This window comes from Rathayibacter sp. AC451, from assembly GCF_979253095.1.
This window is the reverse complement of sequence record NZ_CEEDBD010000001.1, coordinates 1,182,860-1,209,857: the sequence shown is the minus strand read 5'-3', so window position 1 is coordinate 1,209,857 and position 26,998 is coordinate 1,182,860. Positions and strand designations below refer to the sequence as shown.

Sequence of the window (26,998 nt, the reverse complement as noted above, 5' to 3'; positions counted from 1 at the left end):
ACAGCACGCAGGACGCACGCCCCGCACAGCATCCATCCGACGGATCGACCCCCACCATCCCGGGGAGCGATCGGACATCGCCCGCTCCGGCGGGCCACACCCCAGGAAGGACGACCATGCGCACCAAGCTCATGTTCATGACCGCCGGGATCGCAGCAGCGACCCTCGCTCTCGCCGGCTGCTCCGGCGGCGACTCCGGAACCGGCGACGCCGGAGCCGGCTCCGAGGGAAGCGGAGCGGCCTACGAGGTCGCGACCGACGTCACCCTCGAGGGCAGCCCCACCTTCGACGCCATGACCTCGGACGACACGGTCACCATCGGCGTCAAGGAGGACCAGCCCGGACTCGGCTACCTCGACGCAGCGACCGGCGAGCGCTCGGGCTTCGACATCGAGATCGCCAAGTGGATCGCCGCCTCGCTCGGCTTCTCCGAGGACCAGATCGAGTACACCGCGATCCCGTCGGCCAACCGCGAGGCGTCGATCGTGAACGGCGACATCGACTACTACGTCGGCACCTACTCGATCACCGACAAGCGCAAGGAGCAGGTCGGCTTCGCCGGACCCTACTTCGAGACGGGCCAGCAGCTGCTGGTCGCCGCGGACAACGACACGATCGAGGGTCCGGACGACCTCACCGCCGACACCACCGTGTGCTCGGCGACCGGGTCCACCCCGATCCAGAACATCCGCACCAACTACCCCGAGGTGAAGACCGAGGAGTTCGACACGTACTCGCAGTGCGTCGACGCCCTGAACGACGGACAGGTCGACGCGGTCACCACCGACGGCGCGATCCTCATCGGCTATGCGGCGCAGAGCCCCGACGAGCTCAAGGTCGTCGGCGAGCCCTTCAGCACCGAGCTGTACGGCGTCGGCCTGGCCAAGGACGACACCGCGCTGCGCGGCTTCATCAACGACATGTTCACCGAGGGCGGTGACACCTGGAGCGCGATCTACGACGAGACCCTCGGCGAGTCCGGCACCGAGGTCGAGCAGCCCGCGGTCGACGCGTACTAGCAGGCGGTCCCGGGCGGCGCTCTGCGCGCCGCCCGGGATTCCCGCTCCTCCCTCCCACCTCCCGATGAAAGGGCTCGCCGCATGGATGTTCTCCTGAACAACCTCGACGTGTTCGTCCCGGCGTTCGGCAACACGCTGTTGCTCTTCGCCGTCTCGCTCGTCTTCGCCCTCCTCATCGGCACCGTGGTGGGCGCCATGCGCGTCTCGCCCGTCCCGATCGCCCGCGCGGTCGGCACCGTCTACGTGAACACCGTCAGGAACACTCCGCTCACGCTCCTGATGTTCTTCTTCGCCTTCGGGTACCCGAAGCTCGACCTGCCGGATCTCGACTACACGACGCTCGCGATCTGCGCCCTGAGCCTCTACACGGCCACCTACGTCGCCGAGGTGCTGCGCTCGGGCATCAACACCGTGCCGATCGGCCAGGCCGAGGCGGCCCGCGCGGTCGGGCTCGACTTCGGCCTGACCATGACGCAGGTCGTCCTCCCGCAGGCCTTCCGCTCGGTGATCCCGCCGCTGATGAGCGTCCTCATCGCACTGCTGAAGAACACGACCGTCGCCGCCGGCTTCTCGGTCGCCGAGGCCGGCACGATCGTCCGCGAGCTCAACGAGCGCGGCGAGAACAGCCTGATCGTCGTGCTGTGGGTCGCCCTCGTGTTCGTCGTGCTCGTCACCGGCCTCTCGCTCGTCCAACGTCAGCTCGAGAAGAAGTGGAGGGTCGCCCGATGAGCTCCGTCCTCTTCGACAACCCGGGCCCTCGCGCCAGGGCGCGCAACCGCGCGATCGGGGCCGTCGTGATCCTGCTGATCGCCGCCTTCCTCGCCTTCGTCCTCTGGCGCTTCGCCGAGTCCGGCCAGGCCTCGGCCGAGAAGTGGCGCGCTTTCCAGTACCCGCTCGTCTGGCAGAGCATCGGAGCGGCGCTGGGCCAGACCCTCGCCGCCTTCGCGACCGCCGGAGTCGCGAGCATCGTGCTCGGACTCGTCCTGGCCGTCGGCCGACTCTCGGACCGCCGGTGGATCAACGTCCCGGTCACGCTCTTCATCGAGCTGTTCCGCGCGATCCCCGTGCTCATCCTGATGATGCTGATGTACTACGGGCTCCCGTTCGCGGGGCTCAAGCTCAGCCCCTACCTCGCCGTCGTCATCGCGCTGACGCTCTACAACGGCTCCGTCTTCTCCGAGATCTTCCGGGCCGGCATCGAGGCCCTGCCCCGCGGCCAGAAGGAGGCGGGCTACGCGATCGGCCTCCGTAAGGCGGGCGTCATGCGCCTGATCCTGTTCCCGCAGGCCATCCGCTCGATGCTCCCGGTCATCATCGCCCAGCTCGTCGTCGCACTGAAGGACACCGCGCTCGGCTCGATCATCACCTACAACGAACTGCTGTACTACGCGAAGTACCTCGGCAACCAGCCGAGCCTGGACAGCCCGATCATCCCGGCGGCCATCGTTATCGGCGCGATCTACATCGGCATCTGCCTCGCCCTCTCCGGCCTCGCGAAGTGGGTCGAGATCCGCACGAAGAGCAGCGGACGCCGCGGCACCGGGCACCCCGCCGCCCGCGCCACCACCGACACCGCGCTGCTCGCGGCGCAGGACTGAGTCGATTGCTCGCCTCGCCCTCGGCGAGGCGAGCCGCGGTCGGCTTTCCGACGTGGTGCGTTCCCGGGAGCGGGGTGCGTGCGGCTAGCGCGAATCGCTCGCACGCGATTTGCACGTTCGCCTCGTCGAGATCGGCTGGTCGTCCGCTCCACCTGCTGGTCGAGTAGCCGCGGAGCGGCGTCTCCGAGACACGGGTCCGCTCGCAGCCGACGTGACGCACCTGCTGGTCGAGTAGCCGCATGGCGGCGTACCGAGACCCGGATCCGCCGGCAGTCGTCGTGACGCCTCTGCTGCCCGAGTAGCCGCGAAGCGGCGTATCGAGGCCCGTCCGCCCGCAGTCGTCGTTGTGCGTCTTCCGGTCGAGTGACCGCACGCGGCGGGGGAGGGGCGGCGCAGGCCCTCGCCTACACTGGGGGATCGTGTCCGACAGCAACCCGATCACCGACGAGGCCGTCTCCGCAGCCGTCGCCGAGGCGCTCACCGCGATCAGCGCGGCCGGCGACTCCGCTGCGCTGAAAGCGGCCCGCTCCGCCCACCTCGGCGAAGGCTCCGCCCTCGCCCGTCTCAACGCGCAGATGCGCTCCGTGCCGCCCGAGTTCAAGGCTGCCTCCGGCAAGCTCGTCGGCTCGGCCCGCAAGCAGGTGGGCGACGCGTACGCCGCGCGGGAGGGCGAGCTCGTCGCCGCCGAGGACGCGGCCGCCCTCGACGCCGAGCGCGTAGACGTCACCGCCGGCGCGAGCTTCCGCCGCGTCGGCGCCCGCCACCCGCTCTCGCTCCTCCAGGAGAGCATCGCCGACGTCTTCGTCGGCATGGGCTGGGAGATCGCGGAGGGCCCCGAGCTCGAGAACGAGTGGTTCAACTTCGACGCCCTGAACTTCGACGAGGACCACCCGGCCCGTGCGATGCAGGACACTTTCTTCGTCGATCCGGTCGACTCCCACCTCGTCCTGCGCACCCACACGTCGCCGGTGCAGATCCGCTCGATGCTCGAGCGCGACCTGCCCGTCTACGTCATCGCGCCCGGACGCGTGTACCGCACCGACGAGCTCGACGCGACGCACACCCCCGTCTTCACCCAGTTCGAAGGACTCGCCGTCGACCGCGGTCTCACGATGGCGCACCTGCGGGCACCCTCGAGCACGTCGCCCGGCTCCTCTTCGGCGACGAGGCGCGGATCCGCCTGCGTCCGAACTACTTCCCGTTCACCGAGCCCAGCGCCGAGCTCGACGTCTGGCACCCGACCTTCGTCGGCGGCGCGCGATGGATCGAGTGGGGCGGCTGCGGGATGATCAACCCGAACGTGCTCCGCGCGGCGGGCATCGACCCGGAGGAGTACTCCGGCTTCGCCTTCGGGATGGGCATCGAGCGGACGCTGATGTTCCGCAACGACGTGAAGGACATGCGCGACATGGTCGAGGGCGACGTCCGCTTCAGCGAGCAGTACGGGATGGTGATCTGATGCGCATCCCGCTGAGCTGGCTGGGGGAGTACGTCGGCCTCGAGCAGGGGACGAGCACCGAGTCGGTGCACGCCGCCCTCGTCTCCGTGGGTCTCGAGGAGGAGGACGTCCACCGCTTCGAGGTCTCCGGACCCGTCGTCGTCGGCCAGGTCCTCGACCTGGTCCCCGAGCCGCAGAAGAACGGCAAGACGATCAACTGGTGCACCGTGCGCGTCGCCCCGGAGGGGAAGACGGCGGCGGACGGAGGCGAGGACGTCCGCGGCATCATCTGCGGTGCCCACAACTTCACGGCCGGGGACAAGGTGGTCGTGTCCCTCCCGGGCGCGGTCCTGCCCGGACCGTTCCCCATCTCGGCGCGCAAGACCTACGGACACGTGTCCGACGGCATGATCGCGTCGAGCCGCGAACTGGGCCTCGGCGACGACCACGACGGCATCCTCCGTCTCGCGAGCCTCGGCATCGACCCCGAGGTGGGCACCGACGCGATCGCGCTGCTCGGGCTCGACGACGCGGCCGTCGAGGTCAACGTCACGCCCGACCGGGGCTACGCGTTCTCGATCCGCGGCATCGCGCGCGAGTACGCCCACGCAACAGGAGCCGCGTTCCGCGACCCGGCGCTCTCCGTCGTCGACGCCGGACGCTCAGGAGCGGCACCGGTGTTCCCGGTCGAGATCGAGGACCGTGCTCCGATCCGCGGCAGGCAGGGCGCCTCCGTCTTCGTCACCCGCGTCGTGCGGGGCGTCGACACCGCCCGTCCCACGCCTCCGTGGATGGTGGCGCGCCTGCGCCTGGCGGGCGTCCGCTCGATCTCGCTGGTCGTCGACATCACCAACTACGTCATGTTCGAGCTCGGGCAGCCGCTGCACGGCTACGACCTCGCCACCCTGCAGGGCGGCATCCTCGTGCGCCGCGCGGAGCCGGGGGAAACCCTCGAGACCCTCGACGGCCAGACGAGGAGGCTCCACCCCCGAGGACCTGGTGATCGCCGACGACGGCGGCGCCATCGGCCTCGCGGGCGTCATGGGCGGTGCTCGCACCGAGATCGGCGGATCCACGCAGGACGTGCTGATCGAGGCGGCGAACTTCGATCCGGTCTCCATCGCGCGCACCGCTCGCCGGCACAAGCTGCCGAGCGAGGCCTCCCGCCGGTTCGAGCGCGGAGTCGACCCGCTCGTCGCGCCGGTCGCCGCCGCCCGTGCGGTCCAGCTGCTCGTCGAGCTCGCCGGCGGCACGGCGGACGAGCTCGGCTCGTCGCTGACCGCCTCCGCCGCGGCACCCGTGATCGAGCTGCCCGACGGCTACGTGTCCTCGCTCATCGGAGTGGAGTACACGCCCGAGGAGATCCGCGGCTCGCTCGTCGAGATCGGTGCGAGCGTCGAGGCGGGTGGATCGGGTCTCCTGGTCACTCCGCCGAGCTGGCGACCCGACCTCACCGACAAGGCGACGCTCGCCGAGGAGGTCGCGCGGATCACCGGGTACGACCGCATCCCGGCGATCCTGCCGGTCGCGCCGCCCGGACGCGGGCTCACGTCCGGCCAGCGCCTGCGTCGCGTCATCGCGCAGACGCTCGCGGCGTCGGGGCTCGTCGAGGTGCTCTCCTACCCGTTCCTCCCGCGTGCTCTCAACGACCGGCTCGGCTCGCCCACCGGCGAGCCCGTGCAGCAGGTCACCCTGGCGAACCCGCTCGACGCGACGGCCGCGCAGCTGCGCGTCACGCTGCTCCCGGGCCTCGTGCAGGTCGCCGCGCGCAACCGGTCGCGCGGTCTGACCGACCTCGCGATCTACGAGACGGGCACGGTGTTCCTGCCCGACGCCTCGGCGCCGTTCGGCTCCGACGTGCTCCCGCGCGGGGCCGAGCGCCCGTCGGCCGAGGTCGAGCGCGCGCTGAACGCGGGCATCCCGCCCCAGCCGCTGCACGTCGCGGCTCTGCTCACGGGGGCCGCGGTCGAGCGCCAGCCCGAGGTCGCTCAGCGCGACGTCGACTGGCGCGACGCACTCGACGTCGTCCGGGCGATCGGAGCCGCGGCCGGGGTCGACCTCGTCGTCCGCCAAGGCTCGCACGCCGCGCTGCACCCGGGCCGCACCGCCGAGATCCTCCTGGGCGACTCCGTCGTCGGGTACGCGGGCGAGCTGCTCCCCGCGCTGGCGGAGGAGCTCGACCTGCCCCGCCGGGTCGCCGTCGTCGAGCTCGACCTCGATCCCGTCCTCGCCCGGGCCGGAGCCGTCGTCGTCGCGCGACCCGTCGGCGCCCTCCCCGCCGCGACGCAGGACCTCTCGCTCGTCGTGCCCGTCGAGGTGGCGGCCGAGGACGTCCGATCGGCCGTCGCCGACGGCGCCGGGATGCTGCTCGAGTCGATCCGCCTGGTCGACGACTACCGCGGCGCGGGCCTGGAGGAGGGGGCGAAGTCGCTCACCTTCGCGCTCCGCTTCCGCGCCGCCGATCGCACCCTCACCGCAGCCGAGGCGACCGCGTCGAAGGAGAGCGGAGTCGCGGTCGCGGCCGAGCGCTTCGGCGCGCGACTGCGCGACTGATCGCCGCGGTCGTCGGCCCGCGAGAGCCGGCGACCGCACCGATCGCGTCCCCTGCACGGACTAGGCTGTCGGGCATGACTTTTTCCGTGGCGGTCGCCGGTGCGAGCGGGTACGCGGGCGGCGAGCTCCTGCGCCTGCTCGCCGAGCACCCCGGGTTCGAGGTGCGCACCGTCACGGCGCACGCCAACGCCGGGCAGCCCCTCATCGCCGTGCAGCCCCACCTGCGCTCGCTGCGCCACCTGACGCTCGTCGACACGACGACCGAGAACCTGGCCGGCCACGACGTGGTCTTCCTCGCCCTCCCGCACGGCAGGTCCGGCGAGATCACGGCGACGCTCCCCGACGACGTCCTCGTCGTCGACTGCGGCGCCGACCACCGGCTGACCGACGAGCAGGACTGGGCCGACTACTACGGCGGCGAGTTCGCCGGGGCGTGGCCCTACGGGCTCCCCGAGCTCCTCATCGGGGGCGGCGGACGCAAGCAGCGCGAGCGGCTCGAGGGCGTGCGGCGCATCGCCGTTCCGGGCTGCAACGTGACCGCGATCACGCTCGGGCTCGCTCCGGGCCTGCACGCGGGGGTCATCGAGCCGGGCGACCTCGTCTCGGTGCTGGCCGTCGGCCCCTCCGGGGCGGGCAAGAGCCTGCGCACCGATCTGCTCGCGAGCGAGCTGCTCGGCTCCGCCCACGCCTACGGGCTGGGCGGCGCCCACCGGCACAACCCCGAGATCCGGCAGAACCTCGCGCTCGCGGGAGCGGGCCCGGTCTCGATCTCCTTCACGCCCGTCCTCGTGCCGATGTCGCGCGGCATCCTCGCCACGTCCACCGCGCGGCTCGCCCCCGGCGTGTCGGCGCACGACGTGCGCGCCGCCTGGGAGTCCGCGTACGGCGACGAGACCTTCGTGCAGCTGCTGCCCGAGGGCTCGTTCCCCCGGACGGCCGACGTGGTCGGGGCGAACACCGCCCTCGTGGGCGTCGGCGTCGACGAGCGCGCCCGCCGCGTCGTCGCGGTCACCGCGATCGACAACCTGGTCAAGGGCACCGCGGGCGCCGCGATCCAGTCCGCCAACATCGCCCTGGGCCTCGACGAGTCCCTCGGCCTGAGCGTGAACGGAGTCGCGCCGTGAGCATCACCGCAGCAGCAGGATTCGAGGCGGCCGGCGTCGTCGCCGGCCTGAAGTCGACCGGCGCGCGCGACATCGCCCTGGTCAAGAATCTCGGCCCGCTGCAGAACGCCGCGGCCGTCTTCACCAGCAACCGCTGCAAGGCGAACCCGGTGCTCTGGAGCGAGCAGGTGATGCGCGACGGCGTCGTCTCGGCGATCGTCCTGAACTCCGGCGGAGCCAACTGCTACACCGGGGCGCAGGGGTTCCAGGTCACGCACCGCACGGCCGAGCTCGTCGGCGAGATGCTCGACGTCGCCGCCGGTGACGTGCTCGTGTGCTCCACGGGGCTGATCGGCGACCAGCTCGACCTCGCGAAGATCACGCGCGGAGTGACCGACGCGGCGGCCGCACTCCCCGGCGCCACCGGGACGGAGGCCGGCGAGGACGCCGCCCGGGCGATCATGACGACCGACACGGTCCCGAAGCAGGCGACGGTGCGCTCGGACGACGGCTGGAGCATCGGCGGCATGGCCAAGGGCGCGGGAATGCTCGCGCCGGGGCTGGCGACCATGCTCGTGGTGATCACGACCGATGCGGTCCTCGACTCCGCGGAGCTCGACACCGCGCTCCGGTCGGCGACCCGGGTGACCTTCGACCGACTCGACTCCGACGGCTGCATGTCGACGAACGACACCGTGGCGCTGCTCGCGAGCGGTGCGAGCGGAGTGAGCCCCTCGGTCGACGCCTTCACCGCCGCGCTCACCGAGGTGTGCCGCGACCTCACCCTCCAGCTGCAGGCCGACGCCGAGGGGGCGGCGCACGACGTCGCGATCCGCGTGCTGAACGCCGCGAGCGAGGACGAGGCCGTGGTCGTCGCCCGCGCCGTCTCGCGGAGCAACCTGTTCAAGGCCGCGATCTTCGGCAACGATCCCAACTGGGGCCGAGTCCTGGCCGCGGTCGGCACCACCGACGCCGAGTTCGACCCGTACGGCATCGACGTCGCCATCAACGGCGTGCAGGTCTGCCGCGCCGGCGAGCCGTTCGAGAGCCGGGACCTCGTCGACCTCGCGCCGAGGTCCGTCTCGGTCGACATCGACCTGCACGCGGGCCCCGCGACGGCGACCGTCTGGACGAACGACCTCACGCACGACTACGTGCACGAGAACTCGGCCTACTCGAGCTGAGGCGGACATGGACCACGACACCCACACCGAGGCCGAGGGCATCGCCCTGCGCGAGGAGGCCGGGCTCAAGGCGGGCACCCTGATCGAGGCGCTGCCCTGGCTCAAGCGCTTCCACGGGCGCACGATGGTGATCAAGTTCGGCGGCAACGCAATGGTGTCGGAGGAGCTGCAGCGCGCCTTCGCGCAGGACATCGTCTACCTGCGCTACGCCGGCATCCGGCCGGTCGTCGTGCACGGCGGCGGTCCGCAGATCTCCCGGATGCTCGACCGGCTCGGCATCACGAGCGAGTTCCGCGGCGGGTACCGCGTGACGAGTCCCGAGGCGATGGAGGTCGTCCGAATGGTGCTCACCGGGCAGATCAGCCGCGACATCGTCCGGCGCATCAACGAGCACGGACCGCTGGCCGCCGGCATCTCCGGGGAGGACGCCGGTCTGTTCCTCGGGCGTCGGCGCGGGGTCGTCCTCGACGGCGTCGAGCACGATCTGGGTCTCGTCGGCGACGTCGTCGCCGTCGACCCCGCTGCCGTCCTCGCGCAGCTCGAGGCCGGGCGCATCCCGGTGGTCTCCTCGATCGCCCCCGACTCCGACGATCCGACGCAGTCGCTCAACGTCAACGCCGATGCGGCCGCGGCTGCGCTCGCCGTCGCGCTCGGGGCCGAGAAGCTCGTCATCCTGACCGACGTCGCGGGCCTCTACTCCGACTGGCCGGATCGCGACTCGCTGGTCTCGCAGATCTCCTCCGACGAGCTCATCGACCTGCTCCCCTCCCTCGAGTCCGGCATGATCCCGAAGATGACGGCGTGCCTCGACGCCGTGCAGGGCGGTGTGCCCAAGGCCGCGATCATCGACGGGCGGCTCGCGCACTCCGTCCTCCTCGAGGTGTTCACCAGCGAGGGCATCGGCACCGAGGTCGTCGCCTCGCCCCGACCGGACGACCGGGAGCGAACGTCGGGCCGCTGACCCCTCAGCGGCCCCGGCTCCGAGCGCGCGCCCTCCCGGGTCCGTGCACCGACGGCCGCCCCGGCCGGTCCGCTCGTTCAGAAAGGTCCGTCATGCCCTCCGACACCCCCGGCTCCACCGCGGTCGACTCCCGCGCGGACGAGGCGCAGCAGCGCTACGCGTCCGCGATGATGCGGACGTTCGCCCCTCCGCTCGCCGTCCTCGAGCGCGGAGAGGGCTGCCGCGTCTGGGACGTCGACGGTCGGGAGTACCTCGACTTCCTCGGCGGCATCGCCGTCAACTCGCTCGGGCACGCCCATCCGGTCTTCGTGGAGGCGGTCAGCCGTCAATCGGCGTCGCTCGCCCACGTGTCGAACTACTTCGCCACCGCGCCGCAGATCGCGCTCGCCGAGAAGCTCCGCGAGCTCACCGGCGCGGGGGAGGAGGGGCGCGTCTACTTCGCGAACTCCGGCACCGAGGCGAACGAGGCCGCGTTCAAGCTGGCGCGCCTGAACGTCGAGGGCGGGGCCCGCCCTCGGATCCTCGCACTCCGCAACGCCTTCCACGGGCGCACCATGGGCGCCCTGGCGCTGACGGGCAAGGCCGCGATGCGGGCGCCGTTCGAGCCGATGCCGGCAGGCGTGGAGCACATCGACGCGAGCATCGAGGCCCTCGAGTCCGCGCTCGACACCTCGGTCGCGGCTCTCGTCGTCGAGCCGATCCAGGGGGAGGCGGGGGTGATCCCGCTGCCCGACGGCTTCCTCGAGCGCGCACGGGAGCTGACCCGCGAGCACGGCGTCCTCCTGATCGTCGACGAGATCCAGACCGGCGTCGGCCGCACGGGCCACTGGTTCGCCTACCAGCGCGCCGGCATCGTCCCGGATGCGATCACGCTCGCCAAGGGTCTGGGCGGCGGGTTCCCCGTCGGCGCGCTCGTGACCTTCGGCCGGGCTTCGGAGCTGTTCCAGAAGGGGCACCACGGCAGCACGTTCGGCGGCAACCCGCTGGCGACCGCTGTCGCGGGAGCAGTCCTGGGCGAGATCGAACGGGCCGGACTGCTCGCCAACGCCCGCGAGCGCGGTGCGCAGATCGTCCGGGCCGTCGACGCCCTGTCCTCTCCGCTCATCGGCGGCGTCCGCGGTGCGGGGCTGCTGCTGGGCATCGCCCTCACCGAGCCCGTCGCCGCGGAGCTCGCGGCGGCGGCCCTCGCGGAAGGACTCATCGTGAACGCCGCGAACGAGTCGAGCATCCGCCTCGCGCCGCCGCTGATCGTCTCGGCCGCCGACGTCGACGACTTCGCCGTCCGCTTCGCGCGGGCGCTCTCGACCCTCACCTCCGACCACTCCTCGACCGAAAGCGACCCGCTCCCGTGACCCGCCACTTCCTCCGCGACGACGACATCACCCCCGCCGAGCAGGCCGAGATCCTCGATCTCGCCCTCGAGCTCAAGCGCGACCGGTGGTCGAGGAAGCCGCTCGAGGGTCCGCAGACCGTCGCCGTGATCTTCGACAAGTCCTCGACCAGGACCCGGGTGTCCTTCGCCGTCGGCATCGCCGATCTCGGCGGTGCCCCGCTCATCATCTCGACCGCCAGCAGCCAGCTCGGCGGCAAGGAGACGGCGTCGGACACCGCCAGGGTGCTCGAGCGACAGGTGGCCGCGATCGTGTGGCGCACCTACGCGCAGTCGGGGCTGGAGGAGATGGCCCGCGGCACCCGCGTGCCCGTCGTCAACGCGCTGTCCGACGAGTTCCACCCGTGCCAGCTGCTGGCCGACCTGCTCACGATCCGCGAGCACCGCGGCCGCCTCGCCGGTCTCACGCTCACCTTCTTCGGCGACGGCGCGAGCAACATGGCGCACTCCTACCTGCTCGCCGGAGCGACGGCGGGCATGCACGTGCGGATCGTCTCGCCGGACACCTACGCGCCCGACCCCGAGGTGCTGGCCGACGCGCAGCGCATCGCCGCGACCACGGGAGGATCGGCGACGACGACGACCGACCCCGCCGCGGGGGCGACCGGTTCCGACATCGTGATCACCGACACCTGGGTGTCGATGGGCAAGGAGGAGGAGAAAGCGCAGCGCGTCGATACCTTCGGCGCCTACCGCGTCGACGCCGGGACGATGGCGGCCGCGGCTCCGGACGCCCTCTTCCTCCACTGCCTCCCCGCGGACCGCGGGTACGAGGTCACCGCCGACGTGATCGACGGCTCTCAGAGCGTGATCTGGGACGAGGCCGAGAACCGTCTCCACGCCCAGAAGGCCCTGCTCGTCTGGCTCCTCGAGCGCGCGGGCGAGCCCGCCGCCGCTCAGTAGACTCGACAGCCGAACCGAGGAGAACCATGACGGAACGACCCTCCGCCCGCGCGGGCGAGGCCGGTGCGCTCTGGGGCGGCCGCTTCGCCGGCGGGCCCTCGCCCGAGCTCGCGGCCCTCTCGAAGTCCACGCACTTCGACTGGCAGCTGGCCGAGTACGACCTCGCCGGATCCCGTGCGCACGCGCGGGCGCTCGCCGCAGCCGGGTACCTCGACGAGGTCGAGCTCCAGCAGATGCTCGACGCCCTCGAGCGCCTGCGCGCGGACGTCGTCGACGGCCGCTTCGTCGCCGAGGAGTCCGACGAGGACGTACACGGTGCTCTCGAGCGCGGCCTGATGATCGAGGCCGGCCCCGAGCTCGGCGGCAAGCTGCGGGCGGGCCGGTCGCGCAACGACCAGATCGCGACCTTCGTGCGGATGTACCTCCGCGACCACGCCGCCGTCGTCTCCGAGCAGGTCGTCCAGCTCATCGATGCGATCGCCGCGCAGGCCTCGGCTCACCCCTCCGCGATCATGCCGGGCCGCACGCACCTCCAGCACGCTCAGCCCGTGCTCCTGGCGCACCATCTGCTCGCCCACGCATGGGCGCTGCTGCGCGATCTCGAGCGCCTCCGCGACTGGGGCGTCCGGGCCGACGTCTCGCCCTATGGGTCGGGTGCCCTCGCCGGATCGACGCTCGGCCTCGACGCCGGCGCCGTCGCCGCCGAGCTCGGCTTCGCCGCCAGCGTCCCCAACTCGATCGACGGGACGGCGAGCCGGGACCTCGTCGCGGAGTTCGCGTTCGTCGCCGCGATGATCGGCGTCGACGTCTCGCGGATCGCCGAGGAGATCATCCTCTGGAACACCCGGGAGTTCTCCTTCGTCACCCTCGACGACGGCTACTCGACGGGGTCGTCGATCATGCCGCAGAAGAAGAACCCCGACATCGCCGAGCTCGCGCGCGGCAAGGCGGGTCGGCTCCTCGGCAATCTGACCGGGCTCCTCGCGACGCTCAAGGCGCTGCCGCTGGCCTACAACCGCGATCTGCAGGAGGACAAGGAGCCGGTCTTCGACTCGGTCACCACCCTCGAGGTACTGCTGCCCGCGTTCAGCGGGATGATCGCGACCCTCACCTTCCACACCGATCGCATGGCGGAGCTCGCGCCCCAGGGGGTACTCGCTCGCCACCGATGTCGCCGAGTGGCTGGTCAAGAAGCACGTGCCGTTCCGGGACGCGCACGAGATCACCGGTGAGCTGGTGAAGGCCGCCGAGCAGCGCGGCCGGGGGCTCGAGGAGCTCGACGACGAGGAGCTCGCCGCGGTCTCGCCGCTCCTGACGCCGGACGTCCGCTCGGTGCTCTCGCTCGAGGGCTCGGTCGCCAGCCGCGACGGGATCGGCGGCACCGCTCCGGCGCGGGTCGCGGAGCAGCTGGCCCAGCTCACCGAACGGGTCCGCGTCGTGCGCTCGTCGCTCCGGGGAGAGCGCTGATGACGCTCCGGAAGGACGACGACGACGACCGGCGCCCGCTGCGCCCGGTGCAGCAGCGGATCCTGGTGGCCGTCGCCGTGGTGATCATCGTCGCCGTCGTCGTGGTCACGCTCGTCTCGGGTCAGAGCTTCTTCTAGGCCGTGACCCGGCCGATCGACCTCCGCCGCTCGGCGCTCGAGGTGGCGCCGGACCTGCTGGGCTGCGTCCTCGTGCATCGCAGCCCGGAGGGTCCGGTCGCCGTGCGACTCACCGAGGTCGAGGCCTACCTCGGGGTCGGCGAGGACCCGGGCTCGCACGCCTACCGGCGCCGGACCGACCGCACGGCGCCGATGTTCGGCGAGCCGGGCACGGTGTACGCCTACTTCACGTACGGCATGCACACGTGCGTGAACATCGTCTGCGCTCCCGCGGGAACGGCGTCGGCCGTGCTGCTGCGCGCCGGCGAGATCGTGGAGGGCCTGCCCCTCGCCCGGTCCCGGCGCCCAGCGGTGACGGATCGGGATCTCGCCCGCGGCCCCGCCCGGCTGACGCGCGCGCTCGGCGTGCTGCTGTCGGAGTCGGGGGATCCCCTCGAGGAGTCCTTCGAGCTGCGGCCGCGGCGGGAGGCGGTCGCGATCACCGCCACCCCTCGGACCGGAGTCGCCGGACCGGGAGGAGGCGAGGAGTACCCGTGGCGGTTCGCGATCGCCGGCGAGCCCACGGTGTCGCCGTACCGCCGTGCCGTGCCGCGCCGGCGCGCGGGGGAGCTCAGCCCGCGAGGTAGAGCCGTGCGAGCGTCCCGAGCGCGGCCGACCACGCGAGGCTGGCGAGGGTGCCGATGATGAAGCGCTCACGCGCCTCCGGAGAGGCGAGCTCGCTGAAGCGGCCGACGCCCTTCACCGCGACCACCACGGCCACGCCCTCGGGGATCCCGCTCATGAGGGCGCCGGCGGTCGCGATGCGCTCGAGGAGCCCGATGGTCGTGCCGCCGCGGAGCACCTCGATCGGCTGGCCGATGGCGCTGGGCGACGCGCTCGTGGCCGACGGGGAGCGCGGCGCCGCGATCATGATGCCGCCGTGGGCGCCCGCCCGAGCGTCGGCCGTGGCCAGATCCAGGGTGAGCAGCACCACGGGCCCGCCGCCGAGCACGGCGATCGCGAAGGCCGCCGTCGCGATGAGCAGAGCGACCGGCACCGGCGCGGAGGACCCGGCGAGCCCCGTGAGGAGGAACGCCGCCGCCACACCGCCGATCCCGATCCACGCCAGGACCGGCCGCCGCAGGCGCAGGGCGAGCACGGTGCCGACGAGAGCCGCGACGAGGACGAGGACGACTCCCGTCCAGGCGACGGACTGCACGGAGGCGGTCACGGCGTCGGGGAGTGCGGTGGGGAGCATCGTCATCGCTCGGTCCTCTCGTCGATGGGGTCGAGCGTACGGTCGACCACCGTCAGGAGCCGCGCGAGGGCCGCGGAGGCCGGGGCGTCCACGCGCGCACTGGCCGCGCGCACCCGCAGACTCACGGCCTGCGGGGTGACGGCGAGCCGTTCCGCGGCGTCCTTCTGGCTGCGCCCGGCGGCGAGGAGGTCGACGATCTCCCATCCCGCGTCGGACCGGGAGTCGCGCAGGTGCAGCAGCGGGTCGATCAGCGCCTGCGCGTCGGCGGGAGAGGGGAAGGCCGTCGACGCGTCATCGGGGTCCGTCGAGAAGCGGCTCGGCCGGGTCTTCGCCGCCTCGACCGCCCGACGCGCCGCGAAGTGCGCTGAGCCGGTGGCCGCACGAGTGGTCCGGGGAGGGGGCGCTCCACGGACCCGATGCCCAGCCCGATGCTCCAGTGACCGGTGCGGTGCAGCGCCAGGACGAGGGCGACGACGACCTCGGCGCGGTCGAGGACGAACTGGAACTCGTCTCCCGCGGTCCGCTCGGGCGGAAGGACGAACCCGTTCGCATGCTCCTGCAGCAGCCGGGCGATGGCGTCGTCGACGCGGTCGCGATCGCGTCTGCTGTCGCGCTGATCCGCGGTGATGACGAACACGAGGGCCTCCCAGGACAAGTATCCAGGCTTGATCTCACAACATCAAGCCCGAGCGCTTGACCCCCTGCCCGGAGGTCGGGCGCGCGAGCGATACCCTGGACGCGTGATCGATCAGTCTGTCCACGGCTCCTCCGCGCACCCCCTGCTGGACGCGGCCTTCGAGACCGTGTGGGACGAGATCGTCTGGCGCGGGTCCGTCCACGTCTCGACCGATCGCGACCTGCTCCGGGACCTCCTCGCCGGCGACCCGATCACCTACTACTGCGGATTCGACCCGACCGCGCCGAGCCTGCACCTGGGCAATCTCGTCCAGCTCATCCTGATGCGCCGGCTCCAGCTGGCCGGCCATCGGCCGCTCGGTCTCGTCGGGGGCTCGACGGGGCTCATCGGCGACCCGCGGCCCACCGCCGAGCGGACGCTGAACTCGCGCGAGACCGTGACGGAGTGGGTCCAGCGCCTCCAGGGCCAGGTCTCGAGGTTCCTCTCCACGGAGGGGGAGAACGCGCTGCGCCTGGTGAACAACCTCGACTGGACGGCGCCCCTCTCGGCGATCGACTTCCTCCGGGAGATCGGCAAGCACTTCCGAGTGGGCACCATGCTCAAGAAGGACGCCGTGAGCGCGCGGCTGAACTCGGACGCCGGCATCAGCTACACGGAGTTCAGCTACCAGATCCTCCAGGGACTGGACTTCCTCGAGCTCTACCGCCAGTACGACTGCGTGCTCCAGACCGGGGGCAGCGACCAGTGGGGCAACCTCACGAGCGGGACCGACCTCATCCACCGCACGGAGGGCGTCTCGGTCCACGCGATCGGCACGCCCCTGGTGATGAACTCCGACGGCACCAAGTTCGGCAAGAGCGAGGGCAACGCCGTCTGGCTGGACCCGGAGCTCACCAGCCCGTACGCCTTCTACCAGTTCTGGCTCAACGTCGACGACGACGACGTCGTCGATCGACTGAAGGTCTTCACCTTCCTGCCCCGGGTCGAGATCGAGCGTCTCGCGGAGGCGACCGCTGCGGCGCCCTTCAAGCGCGAAGCGCAGCGCGCCCTCGCGTGGGAGGTCACGTCGCTGGTCCACGGAGAGACCGTGACGCGCCAGGTGATGGACGCCGCCTCCGCCCTCTTCGGGCGCGGAACGCTCGAGGGCATCGATCCCTCGATCCTCCGCGGTGCCCTCGAGTCGGTGCGGACCATCGGAGCCGAGCGCTCGATGCCCGTGATCCAGGCGATCGTCGACACCGGTCTCGCGGGGAGCCTGGGGGAGGCGCGTCGGGGGATCGCGCAGGGCGGGATCTCGGTGAACAACGTCGTCGTCGCGGACGACGCCGCGGTTCTCGGCGACCTCCCGCTGATCGACGGCATCGCCGTGCTGCGCCGAGGCAAGAAGAGCTTTGCCGGCGCGTTCGTCGCCGAGAGCAGCTGACGAACGCGACACGCCCGGGTTCCGAGCGACTTGCGGGCCCCCGAAACATCGACGTAATGTAACCCCTCGTCACCCCAAAGGAGCGGCGAGCGAGAGTCGGACGCAGAGCGTCGAGACCCGGTCGTCGACCTCAAGCGGGGACCATCCCCTCGCTCCACGGACTGCCGGAGATTCGTCTCTTGAAGGCCTCGGATCGCGAGCGTAAGATGTAAAGCCTCCGCAGGACCTCCGTCCCGGCTTCACTGCGACACCGTCATCGGCAACGATCACGACGAGCGGATGGAGGTGTCGGAAGGCGATCGCGAGATCGTCTCGTTCGTGTGAACGAACTCCGCCGCTGACATCACGAAGACGCCGATTTGACACGGCGAGCGGACGTGCTAAGTTAGTCAAGTTGCCACGGGGGCGCTCGGAACTGCGGTTCTGATAAGCATAACCGGTTCTGGCAGCCATAATCAAATCGAGAGCCTCCGGGCCTCGATCGCAACATCTTCGATCACTCTCGTTGTGAAGCACTTTTTGTGGTGTGGAGGCGGGGTGTGTCCGATTCTTGAGAACTCAACAGCGTGCACTATGTTCAATGCCAATTTTATACCCCGGCCGGGTTTTTGATCTGGTTGGGATTCCTTTGGAAATTGATGTCAGTAATGATGTCTTATTTGCTAGAGGTCAAACTTGACTTCCTTCTCTTCGGGGTTTGGTTGTCGTAAATTTTTTTACGGAGAGTTTGATCCTGGCTCAGGACGAACGCTGGCGGCGTGCTTAACACATGCAAGTCGAACGATGAAGCCCAGCTTGCTGGGTGGATTAGTGGCGAACGGGTGAGTAACACGTGAGTAACCTGCCCTTGACTCTGGGATAAGCGCTGGAAACGGCGTCTAATACCGGATACGACCTGCCCCGGCATCGGGTGCGGGTGGAAAGTTTTTCGGTCAAGGATGGACTCGCGGCCTATCAGCTTGTTGGTGAGGTAATGGCTCACCAAGGCGACGACGGGTAGCCGGCCTGAGAGGGTGACCGGCCACACTGGGACTGAGACACGGCCCAGACTCCTACGGGAGGCAGCAGTGGGGAATATTGCACAATGGGCGAAAGCCTGATGCAGCAACGCCGCGTGGGGGATGACGGCCTTCGGGTTGTAAACCTCTTTTAGTAGGGAAGAAGGACTTCGGTTTGACGGTACCTGCAGAAAAAGCACCGGCTAACTACGTGCCAGCAGCCGCGGTAATACGTAGGGTGCAAGCGTTGTCCGGAATTATTGGGCGTAAAGAGCTCGTAGGCGGTTTGTCGCGTCTGCTGTGAAAACCCGAGGCTCAACCTCGGGCCTGCAGTGGGTACGGGCAGACTAGAGTGCGGTAGGGGAGAATGGAATTCCTGGTGTAGCGGTGGAATGCGCAGATATCAGGAGGAACACCGATGGCGAAGGCAGTTCTCTGGGCCGTTACTGACGCTGAGGAGCGAAAGCGTGGGGAGCGAACAGGATTAGATACCCTGGTAGTCCACGCCGTAAACGTTGGGAACTAGATGTGGGGACCTTTCCACGGTCTCCGTGTCGCAGCTAACGCATTAAGTTCCCCGCCTGGGGAGTACGGCCGCAAGGCTAAAACTCAAAGGAATTGACGGGGGCCCGCACAAGCGGCGGAGCATGCGGATTAATTCGATGCAACGCGAAGAACCTTACCAAGGCTTGACATATACCGGAAACTTCCAGAAATGGTTGCCCCGCAAGGTCGGTATACAGGTGGTGCATGGTTGTCGTCAGCTCGTGTCGTGAGATGTTGGGTTAAGTCCCGCAACGAGCGCAACCCTCGTTCTATGTTGCCAGCACGTCATGGTGGGAACTCATAGGAGACTGCCGGGGTCAACTCGGAGGAAGGTGGGGATGACGTCAAATCATCATGCCCCTTATGTCTTGGGCTTCACGCATGCTACAATGGCCGGTACAAAGGGCTGCGATACCGTAAGGTGGAGCGAATCCCAAAAAGCCGGTCTCAGTTCGGATTGAGGTCTGCAACTCGACCTCATGAAGTCGGAGTCGCTAGTAATCGCAGATCAGCAACGCTGCGGTGAATACGTTCCCGGGCCTTGTACACACCGCCCGTCAAGTCATGAAAGTCGGTAACACCCGAAGCCGGTGGCCTAACCCCTTGTGGGAGGGAGCCGTCGAAGGTGGGATCGGTGATTAGGACTAAGTCGTAACAAGGTAGCCGTACCGGAAGGTGCGGCTGGATCACCTCCTTTCTAAGGAGCATCTGGACACCGCGTTCCTTGTGAGCGTTGTGTGTTCCAGGCGCCAGATCGAAGCGAATGTCTTCGCTGGTAGCTCATGGGTGGAACATTGAACTGGGTGCAGGTCGAGTTCGTCTCGTGTCAGTACAGCCTTCGGGTTGGGAACGCACGGTACGGGTGAGAGCTGCACACGCACGCTGTTGGGTCCTGAGGGACCGGGCCGGCTGCCTTCGGGTGGTTCGGGTCGACCTTCTGGATCCTTTCTCCATGCCTGGGTGTGTGGGGGGAGGGTACCGCCCGTATTTTGAGAACTACACAGTGGACGCGAGCATCTTTAGATTCAACACTTTCGGGTGTTGGGTCGATAGAGGCGCAGGGATGCTTTCGGGTGTTCCTGCAAATCATTGAAATCTGCAATCTTCGAATTGTAGTTTCTTAACTCATGTGATTTTCAAGTTTTTAAGAGCAAACGGTGGATGCCTTGGCATCTGGAGCCGAAGAAGGACGTCGTAATCTGCGATAAGCCTCGGGGAGCTGATAAACGAGCTGTGATCCGAGGATCTCCGAATGGGGAAACCCCGCCAGGCCCCTTGTGGTGACCTGGTGACTCCCGCCTGAATATATAGGGCGGGTAGAGGGAACGTGGGGAAGTGAAACATCTCAGTACCCACAGGAAGAGAAAACAACAGTGATTCCGTTAGTAGTGGCGAGCGAACGCGGAAGAGGCTAAACCGAGCCATGTGTGATACCCGGCAGGGGTTGCATGGTCGGGGTTGTGGGACTTTTCGTCGTGTTCTGCCGAGCACGGAACGTTACAGCGCATCATAGACGAACAGGTTTGAATGCCTGGCCAGAGCGGGTGCGAGCCCCGTAGTCGAAATGGTGTTATGGCGTGAAGAGTATCCCAAGTAGCACGGGGCCCGAGAAATCCCGTGTGAATCTGTCAGGACCACCTGATAAGCCTAAATACTCCCAGATGACCGATAGCGGACAAGTACCGTGAGGGAAAGGTGAAAAGTACCCCGGGAGGGGAGTGAAATAGTACCTGAAACCGTTTGCTTACAAACCGTCGGAGCCTCCTTGTTGGGGTGACGGCGTGCCTTTTGAAGAATGAGCCTGCGAGTTAGTGCTCTGTGGCGAGGTTAACCCGTGTGGGGCAGCCGTAGCGAAAGCGAGTCCGAATAGGGCGATTTTAGTCGCAGGGTCTAGACCCGAAGCGAAGTGATCTATCCATGGCCAGGTTGAAGCGACGGTAAGACGTCGTGGAGGACCGAACCCACTTCAGTTGAAAATGGAGGGGATGAGCTGTGGATAGGGGTGAAAGGCCAATCAAACTTCGTGATAGCTGGTTCTCTCCGAAATGCATTTAGGTGCAGCGTTGCGTGTTTCTTGCCGGAGGTAGAGCTACTGGATGGCCGATGGGGCCCAAAAGCTTACTGACGTCAGCCAAACTCCGAATGCCGGTAAGTGAGAGCGCAGCAGTGAGACTGTGGGGGATAAGCTTCATAGTCGAGAGGGAAACAACCCAGACCACCAACTAAGGTCCCTAAGCGCGTGCTAAGTGGGAAAGGATGTGGAGTTGCACAGACAACCAGGAGGTTGGCTTAGAAGCAGCCACCCTTGAAAGAGTGCGTAATAGCTCACTGGTCAAGTGATTCCGCGCCGACAATGTAACGGGGCTCAAGCACGCCACCGAAGTTGTGGCATTGACATTTTGTGGTAGGCCTTCGTGGTCCAGCCGTGTTGATGGGTAGGAGAGCGTCGTGTGGCGAGTGAAGCGGCGGTGTGAACCAGCCGTGGACGCCACACGAGTGAGAATGCAGGCATGAGTAGCGAAAGACGGGTGAGAAACCCGTCCTCCGGAAGACCAAGGGTTCCAGGGTCAAGCTAATCTTCCCTGGGTAAGTCGGGACCTAAGGCGAGGCCGACAGGCGTAGTCGATGGACAACGGGTTGATATTCCCGTACCGGCGAAGAACCGCCCAAGACAATCCAGTAGTGCTAAGTATCTGAATCCCTCTGATGGATCCCTTCGGGGTGAAGCGTTGGGCCTAGCGTACGACCCCGTGCTGGTGCGTTTAGCGTATTAACAGGTGTGACGCAGGAAGGTAGCCGAGCCGGGCGATGGTTGTCCCGGTCTAAGGATGTAGGGCGAACGATAGGCAAATCCGTCGTTCACTAAGCCTGAGATCTGATGGGTAGACGCAAGTCGAAATCGGTGATCCTATGCTGCCAAGAAAAGCATCGACGCGAGGTTCTAGCTGCCCGTACCCCAAACCGACTCAGGTGGTCAGGTAGAGAATACCAAGGAGATCGAGAGAATCGTGGTTAAGGAACTCGGCAAAATGCCCCCGTAACTTCGGGAGAAGGGGGGCCTGAGGCGTGAACGGACTTGCTCCGGGAGCGTTCGATGGCCGCAGAGACCAGTGGGAAGCGACTGTTTACTAAAAACACAGGTCCGTGCTAAGTCGCAAGACGATGTATACGGACTGACGCCTGCCCGGTGCTGGAAGGTTAAGAGGAACGGTTAGCCGCAAGGCGAAGCTGAGAATTTAAGCCCCAGTAAACGGCGGTGGTAACTATAACCATCCTAAGGTAGCGAAATTCCTTGTCGGGTAAGTTCCGACCTGCACGAATGGCGTAACGACTTCCCAGCTGTCTCAACCGCGAACTCGGCGAAATTGCATTACGAGTAAAGATGCTCGTTACGCGCAGCAGGACGGAAAGACCCCGTGACCTTTACTATAGTTTGGTATTGGTGTTCGGTGTGGCTTGTGTAGGATAGGTGGGAGACTGTGAAGCGGGCACGCTAGTGTTCGTGGAGTCATTGTTGAAATACCACTCTGGTCACTCTGGATATCTAACTTCGAACCCTAATCGGGTTCAGGGACAGTGCCTGATGGGTAGTTTAACTGGGGCGGTTGCCTCCTAAAAAGTAACGGAGGCGCCCAAAGGTTCCCTCAACCTGGTTGGCAATCAGGTGGCGAGTGTAAGTGCACAAGGGAGCTTGACTGTGAGACTGACAAGTCGAGCAGGGACGAAAGTCGGGACTAGTGATCCGGCAGTGGCTTGTGGAAGCGCTGTCGCTCAACGGATAAAAGGTACCTCGGGGATAACAGGCTGATCTTGCCCAAGAGTCCATATCGACGGCATGGTTTGGCACCTCGATGTCGGCTCGTCGCATCCTGGGGCTGGAGTAGGTCCCAAGGGTTGGGCTGTTCGCCCATTAAAGCGGTACGCGAGCTGGGTTTAGAACGTCGTGAGACAGTTCGGTCCCTATCCGCTGCGCGCGTAGGAAATTTGAGAAGATCTATCCCTAGTACGAGAGGACCGGGATGGACGAACCTCTGGTGTGTCAGTTGTTCCGCCAGGAGCACCGCTGATTAGCTACGTTCGGAACGGATAACCGCTGAAAGCATCTAAGCGGGAAGCCGGCTTCGAGATGAGATTTCCATCCCTTCGGGGGAGAGGCTCCCAGCCAGATTACTGGGTTGATAGGCCGGATGTGGAAGACAGGACTAAAGACTGTCGGAGCTGACCGGTACTAATAAGCCGATAACTTGACAATCACTACACTCATACCGTTGTAAAGGCTGGTAGGAGTGGTCAGAAGATTGCTCGCGTCCACTTTGTGGTTCCCAGAAGACGGGCACCGCACCACCCTGTGAGGGGTGGTGCACATAATTGAATACACGCAAGACGTGTAACCCCAAGATTTGACCCCCACCGGCACTAGCTGGCGGGTGTGTCGCAAGGGTTACGGCGGCTATAGCGAGAGGGAAACGCCCGGTCACATTCCGAACCCGGAAGCTAAGACTCTCAGCGCCGATGGTACTGCAGGGGGGACCCTGTGGGAGAGTAGGACACCGCCGGACACCATTCACGATGGCCACCCAGACACTGGGTGGCCATCGCTGTTCTAACCCGCCGATCCGTCGGCCTCCGAGAAGACGCAGCGTGCTCGATGACGAGTGCGCGGGACGCTCGGAGTCGCCGGTTCTAGGGTGGAGGACATGACGGGAGACCCGATGCAGGACGACGATCACAGCAGCGCCCCTCTGGACGGTCTCGTCGACCGACTCGAGCTCATCGAGGATCAGGCCCTCGCCACGAGGGCGGCGTCTTACGGCGAACTGCAGGAGCGACTCCGGATGTGGCTCGAGGGCGCGGACGAGCGGCGATGAGCGACTCCGCTTCCGAGGACGCACCCGGGGACAGCCGGCTCGACGCGGCGCTGGCCGATCGTGGGATCGCGCGCTCGCGCACTCACGCGTCGAGGCTGGTCGCCGACGCGCTCGTCAGTGTCGACGGAGTGCCGGCGCTCAAGCCCTCTCTTCGGGTACGACCGGATCAGGACATCACGGTGGCGGGGCTCGATCACTACGTGAGTCGGGCAGCGCACAAGCTCCTGGGGGCTCTCGACAGCTTCCCGACGGTGCGCGTCCGGGGTGCTCACGCTCTCGATGTCGGAGCATCGACCGGCGGCTTCTCGCAGGTGCTGCTCGAACGAGGAGCAGCATCCGTCATCGCTCTGGATGTGGGGCATGCGCAGCTCGCGCCGCGCTTCCGTTCGGACGAAAGGGTCCACGTCGTCGAGGGGTTCAACGCTCGCGACATGACGGCGGCGTCCCTCGCGGCTGCCGCACGGACGGCGGTGGTCCCCGACCTGGTCGTGTCGGACGTTTCGTTCATCTCGCTGACGATGGTGCTGCCGGCGGTGGCCGCGTCCGTGGATCCGCTGGCCGACTTCGTCGTGCTTGTGAAGCCGCAGTTCGAGGTCGGCCGGACGGGTGTGAAGGAGGGCATCGTGCGGGATCCGGAGCTGCGGCGCGAAGCGCTCTCGGACGTGCTCTGGGCCGCCTGGGACCTGGGTCTCGGCGTCGTCGGCCTGGTGTCCTCCCCATTACCCGGAAGCGCTGGGAATCATGAGTATCTCGCGCACCTCCACCGCGACCGCGGAACGATTCCGACAGAATGGAGGGACGCGGTCACCGCGCTCACCATCGGGTGATGCGGGCGGTCGGCCGACGTCGACCTACCTGGAGGACACCCTCTCGATGCAGTCCCTCCGCAGGAGCGCAACATCCTCGTCGTCGCCCACACGGGCCGGAAGGACTCCCTCGAAGCGGCGATCCTCGTGATCCACCGTCTGCGCGGCTCCGGTGCCCGGCCGGTGCTCTGCGGAGACGACAAGGGAGACATCGTCGCCGCGTCCCCGTCGCTGTCGGACGTCGCCGTCCTCGGCTCCGATGTCGCCCTGTCCGATGTCGAGCTCGTCTTCGTCCTCGGCGGGGACGGCACCATCCTCCGCGCCGCCGAGATCGCGCGCACCGGGACGGCTCCGCTGCTCGGCGTGAACCTCGGTCACGTGGGCTTCCTCGCCGAGAGCGAGCGCGACGACCTCGACGACGCGGTCGCGCGCGCGCTCGACGGCGACTACGGGGTGGAGGAGCGGATGACGCTCCGGGTCCGCGTGAAGATCGACGAGCGCGTCGTCTACGAGACGTGGGCGCTCAACGAGGCCACCGTCGAGAAGGGCAGCCGCGAGCGGATGCTCGAGGTCATGGTGGGCGTCGACGGGCGACCGCTCTCGAGCTTCGGCTGCGACGGCATCGTCGTCTCCACTCCGACCGGTTCGACCGCCTACGCGTTCTCCGGCGGCGGCCCCGTCGTGTGGCCGACCCTCGAGGCGATGCTCCTGGTGCCGCTCAGCGCCCACGCCCTGTTCGCGCGTCCGCTCGTGGTGGGGCCGGAGTCGAGCCTCGCCGTCGAGGTGAAGGAGCGCACCGACGGAGTCGGCGTGCTGTGGGCCGACGGCCGCAGGACCTACGAGCTGCCGCCGGGAGCGCGCGTCGTGTTCCGGCGCTCGCCCCTCCCGGTGCGACTCGCGCGGCTCCACGACGCCCCCTTCACCGACCGCCTGGTGCACAAGTTCGGTCTCCCCATCCGCGGATGGCGGGGGTCGACGGAGACGGAGTGATCACCACGATGCTCGAAGAGCTGCAGATCCGCGACCTCGGCGTCATCGCCGAGGCGACCCTCCCGCTCGGTCCCGGTTTCACCGCCGTGACCGGTGAGACCGGAGCGGGCAAGACGATGGTCGTGACCGCACTCGGGCTGGTGCTCGGTGCGCGCTCCGACGCGTCCGCCGTCCGTTCGGGGAGCAAGCAGGCCTGGGTGTCCGGGCGCTGGGTCGTCCAGGAGGACGGCGCTGTGGCTGATCGGGTCCGGGACGCCGGCGGGGACCTCGACGGTCCCGAGCTGCTCCTCGCGCGCTCGGTGTCGGCGGAGGGGCGCGGTCGCGCGGTCGTGGGCGGCCGCGGTGCGCCCGTCAGCGTGCTCTCGGAGCTGGCCGACCAGCTCGTCGTGGTGCACGGGCAGTCCGATCAGATCCGCCTCCGCTCGGCGGCCGCGCAGCGGGACGCGCTCGACCGGTTCGGTGGGGCGGAGCTCGCTGAGGCGCTCCGCGACTACGGCAGCGCGTTCGAGCGCTGGCGGGCCAATCGGGAAGAGCTGGACGAGCTGACTACGGCACGCGAGGCGCGCGCTCGCGAGGCCGAGCGCCTCCGCACCGCCCTCGCCGAGATCGAGGTCGTCGCTCCGCAGCGCGGAGAGGACGTCGAGCTCGCGGCCCAGTCCGAGCGGCTCGGGAGCATCGAGCAGCTGCGACTGGCGGCGGGCGAGGCGCGCGAGTCGATCTCGTCCGAGGAGCTCGACGGCCGGGACGCGCTGGGGCTGCTCGATCTCGCCCGCCGCGTGCTCGAGCGCGCGGCCGAGCACGACGCCGCCCTCCAGCCGACGGTGCAGACGCTGAGCGAGGCGTCCGTCCTGCTCGTCGACGTCGCCGGCAGCCTCTCGTCCTACCTCGCGGAGCTCGACCTCGACGGGGCGCACGACCTCGAGCTGATCGAGAACCGGCGCGCCGAGCTGTCGCAGCTCGCGCGCACCTACGGGCCGACGCTCGACGACGTGCTCGATCTCGTCGACTCCTCCGGACTGCGGCTGCTCGAGCTCGACGGCGATGACGAGCGGATCGCGGCACTCGAAGCGGACACCGCGGCCGACGCCGACCTGGTCGACCGGCTGGCGACGCGGCTCACCGAGCTGCGCACCGCCGCGGCGGAGGAGCTGGGCGAGCGGGTCAGCGACGAGCTGACCGCCCTCGCGATGGGCGACGCCCGGCTGCACGTCCGGGTCAGCACGGCGGGGGAGGCGACCGCGCACGGTCGTGACTCCGTCGAGATGCTCCTGGCGCCGCACGTCGGGGCGACTCCCCGTCCGCTGGCCAAGGGCGCGTCCGGAGGCGAGCTCTCGCGGGTCATGCTGGCGATCGAGGTCGTCGTCGCGGCCAACGACCCTGTGCCCACCTTCGTCTTCGACGAGGTCGACGCGGAGTGGGAGGCGCCGCGGCGATCGAGATCGGCCGGCGACTCGCTCGGCTGGCCGAGACCTCGCAGGTGATCGTGGTGACCCACCTCGCGCAGGTGGCCGCCTTCGCGAACAACCACCTGCGGGTCGAGAAGGGCTCGGACGGCTCCGTCACCTCGAGCGCGGTCACGCAGCTGGACCCGGAGGCGCGCGTGTCGGAGATGGCGCGCCTGCTGTCCGGTCTGACCGACTCGGAGAACGCCCTGGCCCACGCGCGCGAGCTGCTCGAGACCGGTCGTCGGAGCTGATCCGGCCCGACCGGAGTGGTCGGCGGCAACTGCTGTTAGGGGTG

At 68.2% G+C, this 26,998-nt stretch carries 16 protein-coding genes, 3 rRNA genes and 4 pseudogenes; 22 read left to right on the top strand and 1 reads right to left on the bottom strand.

Going from position 1 to position 26,998, the window contains the following annotated elements:
• Positions 1–116 precede the first annotated feature (116 nt).
• From AC0CID_RS05710 to AC0CID_RS05650, 13 genes and pseudogenes are all read left to right on the top strand, one after another.
• Positions 117–1,019, top strand: a complete 903-nt coding sequence (locus AC0CID_RS05710; RefSeq protein WP_251944371.1) for a glutamate ABC transporter substrate-binding protein — start codon at positions 117–119, stop codon at positions 1,017–1,019.
• Between the two features lie 81 nt (positions 1,020–1,100).
• Positions 1,101–1,748 (top strand): amino acid ABC transporter permease, encoded by a 648-nt coding sequence (locus tag AC0CID_RS05705; protein WP_207405853.1) that lies wholly within the window; start codon positions 1,101–1,103, stop codon positions 1,746–1,748.
• Positions 1,745–2,617 carry an amino acid ABC transporter permease gene (locus AC0CID_RS05700; RefSeq protein WP_465226060.1) on the top strand — a complete coding sequence of 291 codons (873 nt, stop codon included), beginning with the start codon at positions 1,745–1,747 and terminating at the stop codon, positions 2,615–2,617. The genes AC0CID_RS05705 and AC0CID_RS05700 overlap by 4 nt, the downstream gene beginning before the upstream one ends.
• Before the next feature lie 419 nt (positions 2,618–3,036).
• Positions 3,037–4,076, top strand: a pseudogene (gene pheS, locus AC0CID_RS05695) (phenylalanine--tRNA ligase subunit alpha).
• A pseudogene (gene pheT, locus AC0CID_RS05690) lies at positions 4,076–6,608 on the top strand (phenylalanine--tRNA ligase subunit beta). The pseudogenes pheS and pheT overlap by 1 nt, the downstream one beginning before the upstream one ends.
• A gap of 74 nt (positions 6,609–6,682) precedes the next feature.
• Positions 6,683–7,732: an N-acetyl-gamma-glutamyl-phosphate reductase gene (argC, locus tag AC0CID_RS05685; RefSeq protein WP_465226059.1), complete on the top strand. Its 1,050-nt coding sequence runs from the start codon at positions 6,683–6,685 to the stop codon at positions 7,730–7,732.
• On the top strand, positions 7,729–8,895 hold the full coding sequence (gene argJ / locus AC0CID_RS05680) for a bifunctional glutamate N-acetyltransferase/amino-acid acetyltransferase ArgJ (protein WP_465226058.1): 1,167 nt from the start codon (positions 7,729–7,731) through the stop codon (positions 8,893–8,895). Before argC ends, argJ begins: the two co-directional genes overlap by 4 nt.
• A 7-nt stretch (positions 8,896–8,902) precedes the next feature.
• Complete coding sequence (argB, locus tag AC0CID_RS05675; RefSeq protein ID WP_207405863.1) at positions 8,903–9,856, top strand: acetylglutamate kinase; 954 nt, start codon at positions 8,903–8,905, stop codon at positions 9,854–9,856.
• 92 nt (positions 9,857–9,948) lie between these two features.
• On the top strand, positions 9,949–11,208 hold the full coding sequence (locus AC0CID_RS05670; RefSeq protein ID WP_465226057.1) for an acetylornithine transaminase: 1,260 nt from the start codon (positions 9,949–9,951) through the stop codon (positions 11,206–11,208).
• The gene (gene argF, locus AC0CID_RS05665) at positions 11,205–12,149 is read left to right on the top strand and encodes an ornithine carbamoyltransferase (protein WP_465226056.1); all 945 of its coding nucleotides are present in this window, start codon (positions 11,205–11,207) and stop codon (positions 12,147–12,149) included. The genes AC0CID_RS05670 and argF overlap by 4 nt, the downstream gene beginning before the upstream one ends.
• A 26-nt stretch (positions 12,150–12,175) precedes the next feature.
• Positions 12,176–13,616, top strand: a pseudogene (argH, locus tag AC0CID_RS05660) (argininosuccinate lyase).
• Positions 13,616–13,753, top strand: a complete 138-nt coding sequence (locus AC0CID_RS05655; protein ID WP_207405871.1) for a hypothetical protein — start codon at positions 13,616–13,618, stop codon at positions 13,751–13,753. The pseudogene argH and the gene AC0CID_RS05655 overlap by 1 nt, the downstream one beginning before the upstream one ends.
• A gap of 3 nt (positions 13,754–13,756) precedes the next feature.
• Complete coding sequence (locus AC0CID_RS05650; RefSeq protein ID WP_465226055.1) at positions 13,757–14,437, top strand: DNA-3-methyladenine glycosylase; 681 nt, start codon at positions 13,757–13,759, stop codon at positions 14,435–14,437.
• Here the strand turns inward: AC0CID_RS05650 and AC0CID_RS05645 are convergent.
• Entirely contained in the window at positions 14,364–14,996 is a 633-nt protein-coding gene (locus AC0CID_RS05645) for a hypothetical protein (protein ID WP_465226054.1), read from the bottom strand. The genes AC0CID_RS05650 and AC0CID_RS05645 overlap by 74 nt on opposite strands.
• A 430-nt stretch (positions 14,997–15,426) precedes the next feature.
• Between AC0CID_RS05645 and AC0CID_RS05640 the strand changes: the two genes are divergently transcribed.
• The 9 genes and pseudogenes from AC0CID_RS05640 to recN all read left to right on the top strand — a co-directional run bounded on the left by AC0CID_RS05640 (position 15,427) and on the right by recN (position 26,954).
• A complete protein-coding gene (locus AC0CID_RS05640) occupies positions 15,427–15,687 on the top strand; it encodes a hypothetical protein (protein ID WP_465226053.1) in 261 nt (86 codons plus the stop codon).
• A gap of 43 nt (positions 15,688–15,730) precedes the next feature.
• Positions 15,731–17,050 carry a tyrosine--tRNA ligase gene (gene tyrS, locus AC0CID_RS05635; RefSeq protein ID WP_465226052.1) on the top strand — a complete coding sequence of 440 codons (1,320 nt, stop codon included), beginning with the start codon at positions 15,731–15,733 and terminating at the stop codon, positions 17,048–17,050.
• A gap of 715 nt (positions 17,051–17,765) precedes the next feature.
• Positions 17,766–19,291, top strand: a 16S ribosomal RNA gene (locus AC0CID_RS05630).
• Between the two features lie 437 nt (positions 19,292–19,728).
• Positions 19,729–22,846 (top strand): 23S ribosomal RNA (locus AC0CID_RS05625).
• Between the two features lie 190 nt (positions 22,847–23,036).
• A 5S ribosomal RNA gene (gene rrf / locus AC0CID_RS05620) occupies positions 23,037–23,153 on the top strand.
• Together the 16S, 23S and 5S rRNA genes form the textbook arrangement of a ribosomal RNA operon.
• Before the next feature lie 138 nt (positions 23,154–23,291).
• Positions 23,292–23,462 carry a hypothetical protein gene (locus AC0CID_RS05615; RefSeq protein WP_465226051.1) on the top strand — a complete coding sequence of 57 codons (171 nt, stop codon included), beginning with the start codon at positions 23,292–23,294 and terminating at the stop codon, positions 23,460–23,462.
• Positions 23,459–24,289 (top strand): TlyA family RNA methyltransferase, encoded by an 831-nt coding sequence (locus AC0CID_RS05610; protein WP_465226050.1) that lies wholly within the window; start codon positions 23,459–23,461, stop codon positions 24,287–24,289. The genes AC0CID_RS05615 and AC0CID_RS05610 overlap by 4 nt, the downstream gene beginning before the upstream one ends.
• Before the next feature lie 72 nt (positions 24,290–24,361).
• A complete protein-coding gene (locus tag AC0CID_RS05605) occupies positions 24,362–25,258 on the top strand; it encodes an NAD kinase (RefSeq protein WP_465228056.1) in 897 nt (298 codons plus the stop codon).
• 8 nt (positions 25,259–25,266) lie between these two features.
• Positions 25,267–26,954: pseudogene (gene recN, locus AC0CID_RS05600) on the top strand (DNA repair protein RecN).
• The last annotated feature ends 44 nt before the right edge of the window (positions 26,955–26,998 follow it).

What these genes read in the sequence shown, in the direction of transcription:
- argC (WP_465226059.1), top strand. Translation starts at nt 6,683, where the DNA reads ATGACTTTTTCCGTGGCGGTCGCCGGTGCGAGCGGGTACGCGGGCGGC.
- AC0CID_RS05705 (WP_207405853.1), top strand. Translation starts at nt 1,101, where the DNA reads ATGGATGTTCTCCTGAACAACCTCGACGTGTTCGTCCCGGCGTTCGGC.
- AC0CID_RS05645 (WP_465226054.1), bottom strand. Translation starts at nt 14,996, where the DNA reads ATGACGATGCTCCCCACCGCACTCCCCGACGCCGTGACCGCCTCCGTG.
- argB (WP_207405863.1), top strand. Translation starts at nt 8,903, where the DNA reads ATGGACCACGACACCCACACCGAGGCCGAGGGCATCGCCCTGCGCGAG.
- AC0CID_RS05655 (WP_207405871.1), top strand. Translation starts at nt 13,616, where the DNA reads ATGACGCTCCGGAAGGACGACGACGACGACCGGCGCCCGCTGCGCCCG.
- AC0CID_RS05700 (WP_465226060.1), top strand. Translation starts at nt 1,745, where the DNA reads ATGAGCTCCGTCCTCTTCGACAACCCGGGCCCTCGCGCCAGGGCGCGC.
- AC0CID_RS05670 (WP_465226057.1), top strand. Translation starts at nt 9,949, where the DNA reads ATGCCCTCCGACACCCCCGGCTCCACCGCGGTCGACTCCCGCGCGGAC.
- AC0CID_RS05610 (WP_465226050.1), top strand. Translation starts at nt 23,459, where the DNA reads ATGAGCGACTCCGCTTCCGAGGACGCACCCGGGGACAGCCGGCTCGAC.
- AC0CID_RS05710 (WP_251944371.1), top strand. Translation starts at nt 117, where the DNA reads ATGCGCACCAAGCTCATGTTCATGACCGCCGGGATCGCAGCAGCGACC.
- AC0CID_RS05615 (WP_465226051.1), top strand. Translation starts at nt 23,292, where the DNA reads ATGACGGGAGACCCGATGCAGGACGACGATCACAGCAGCGCCCCTCTG.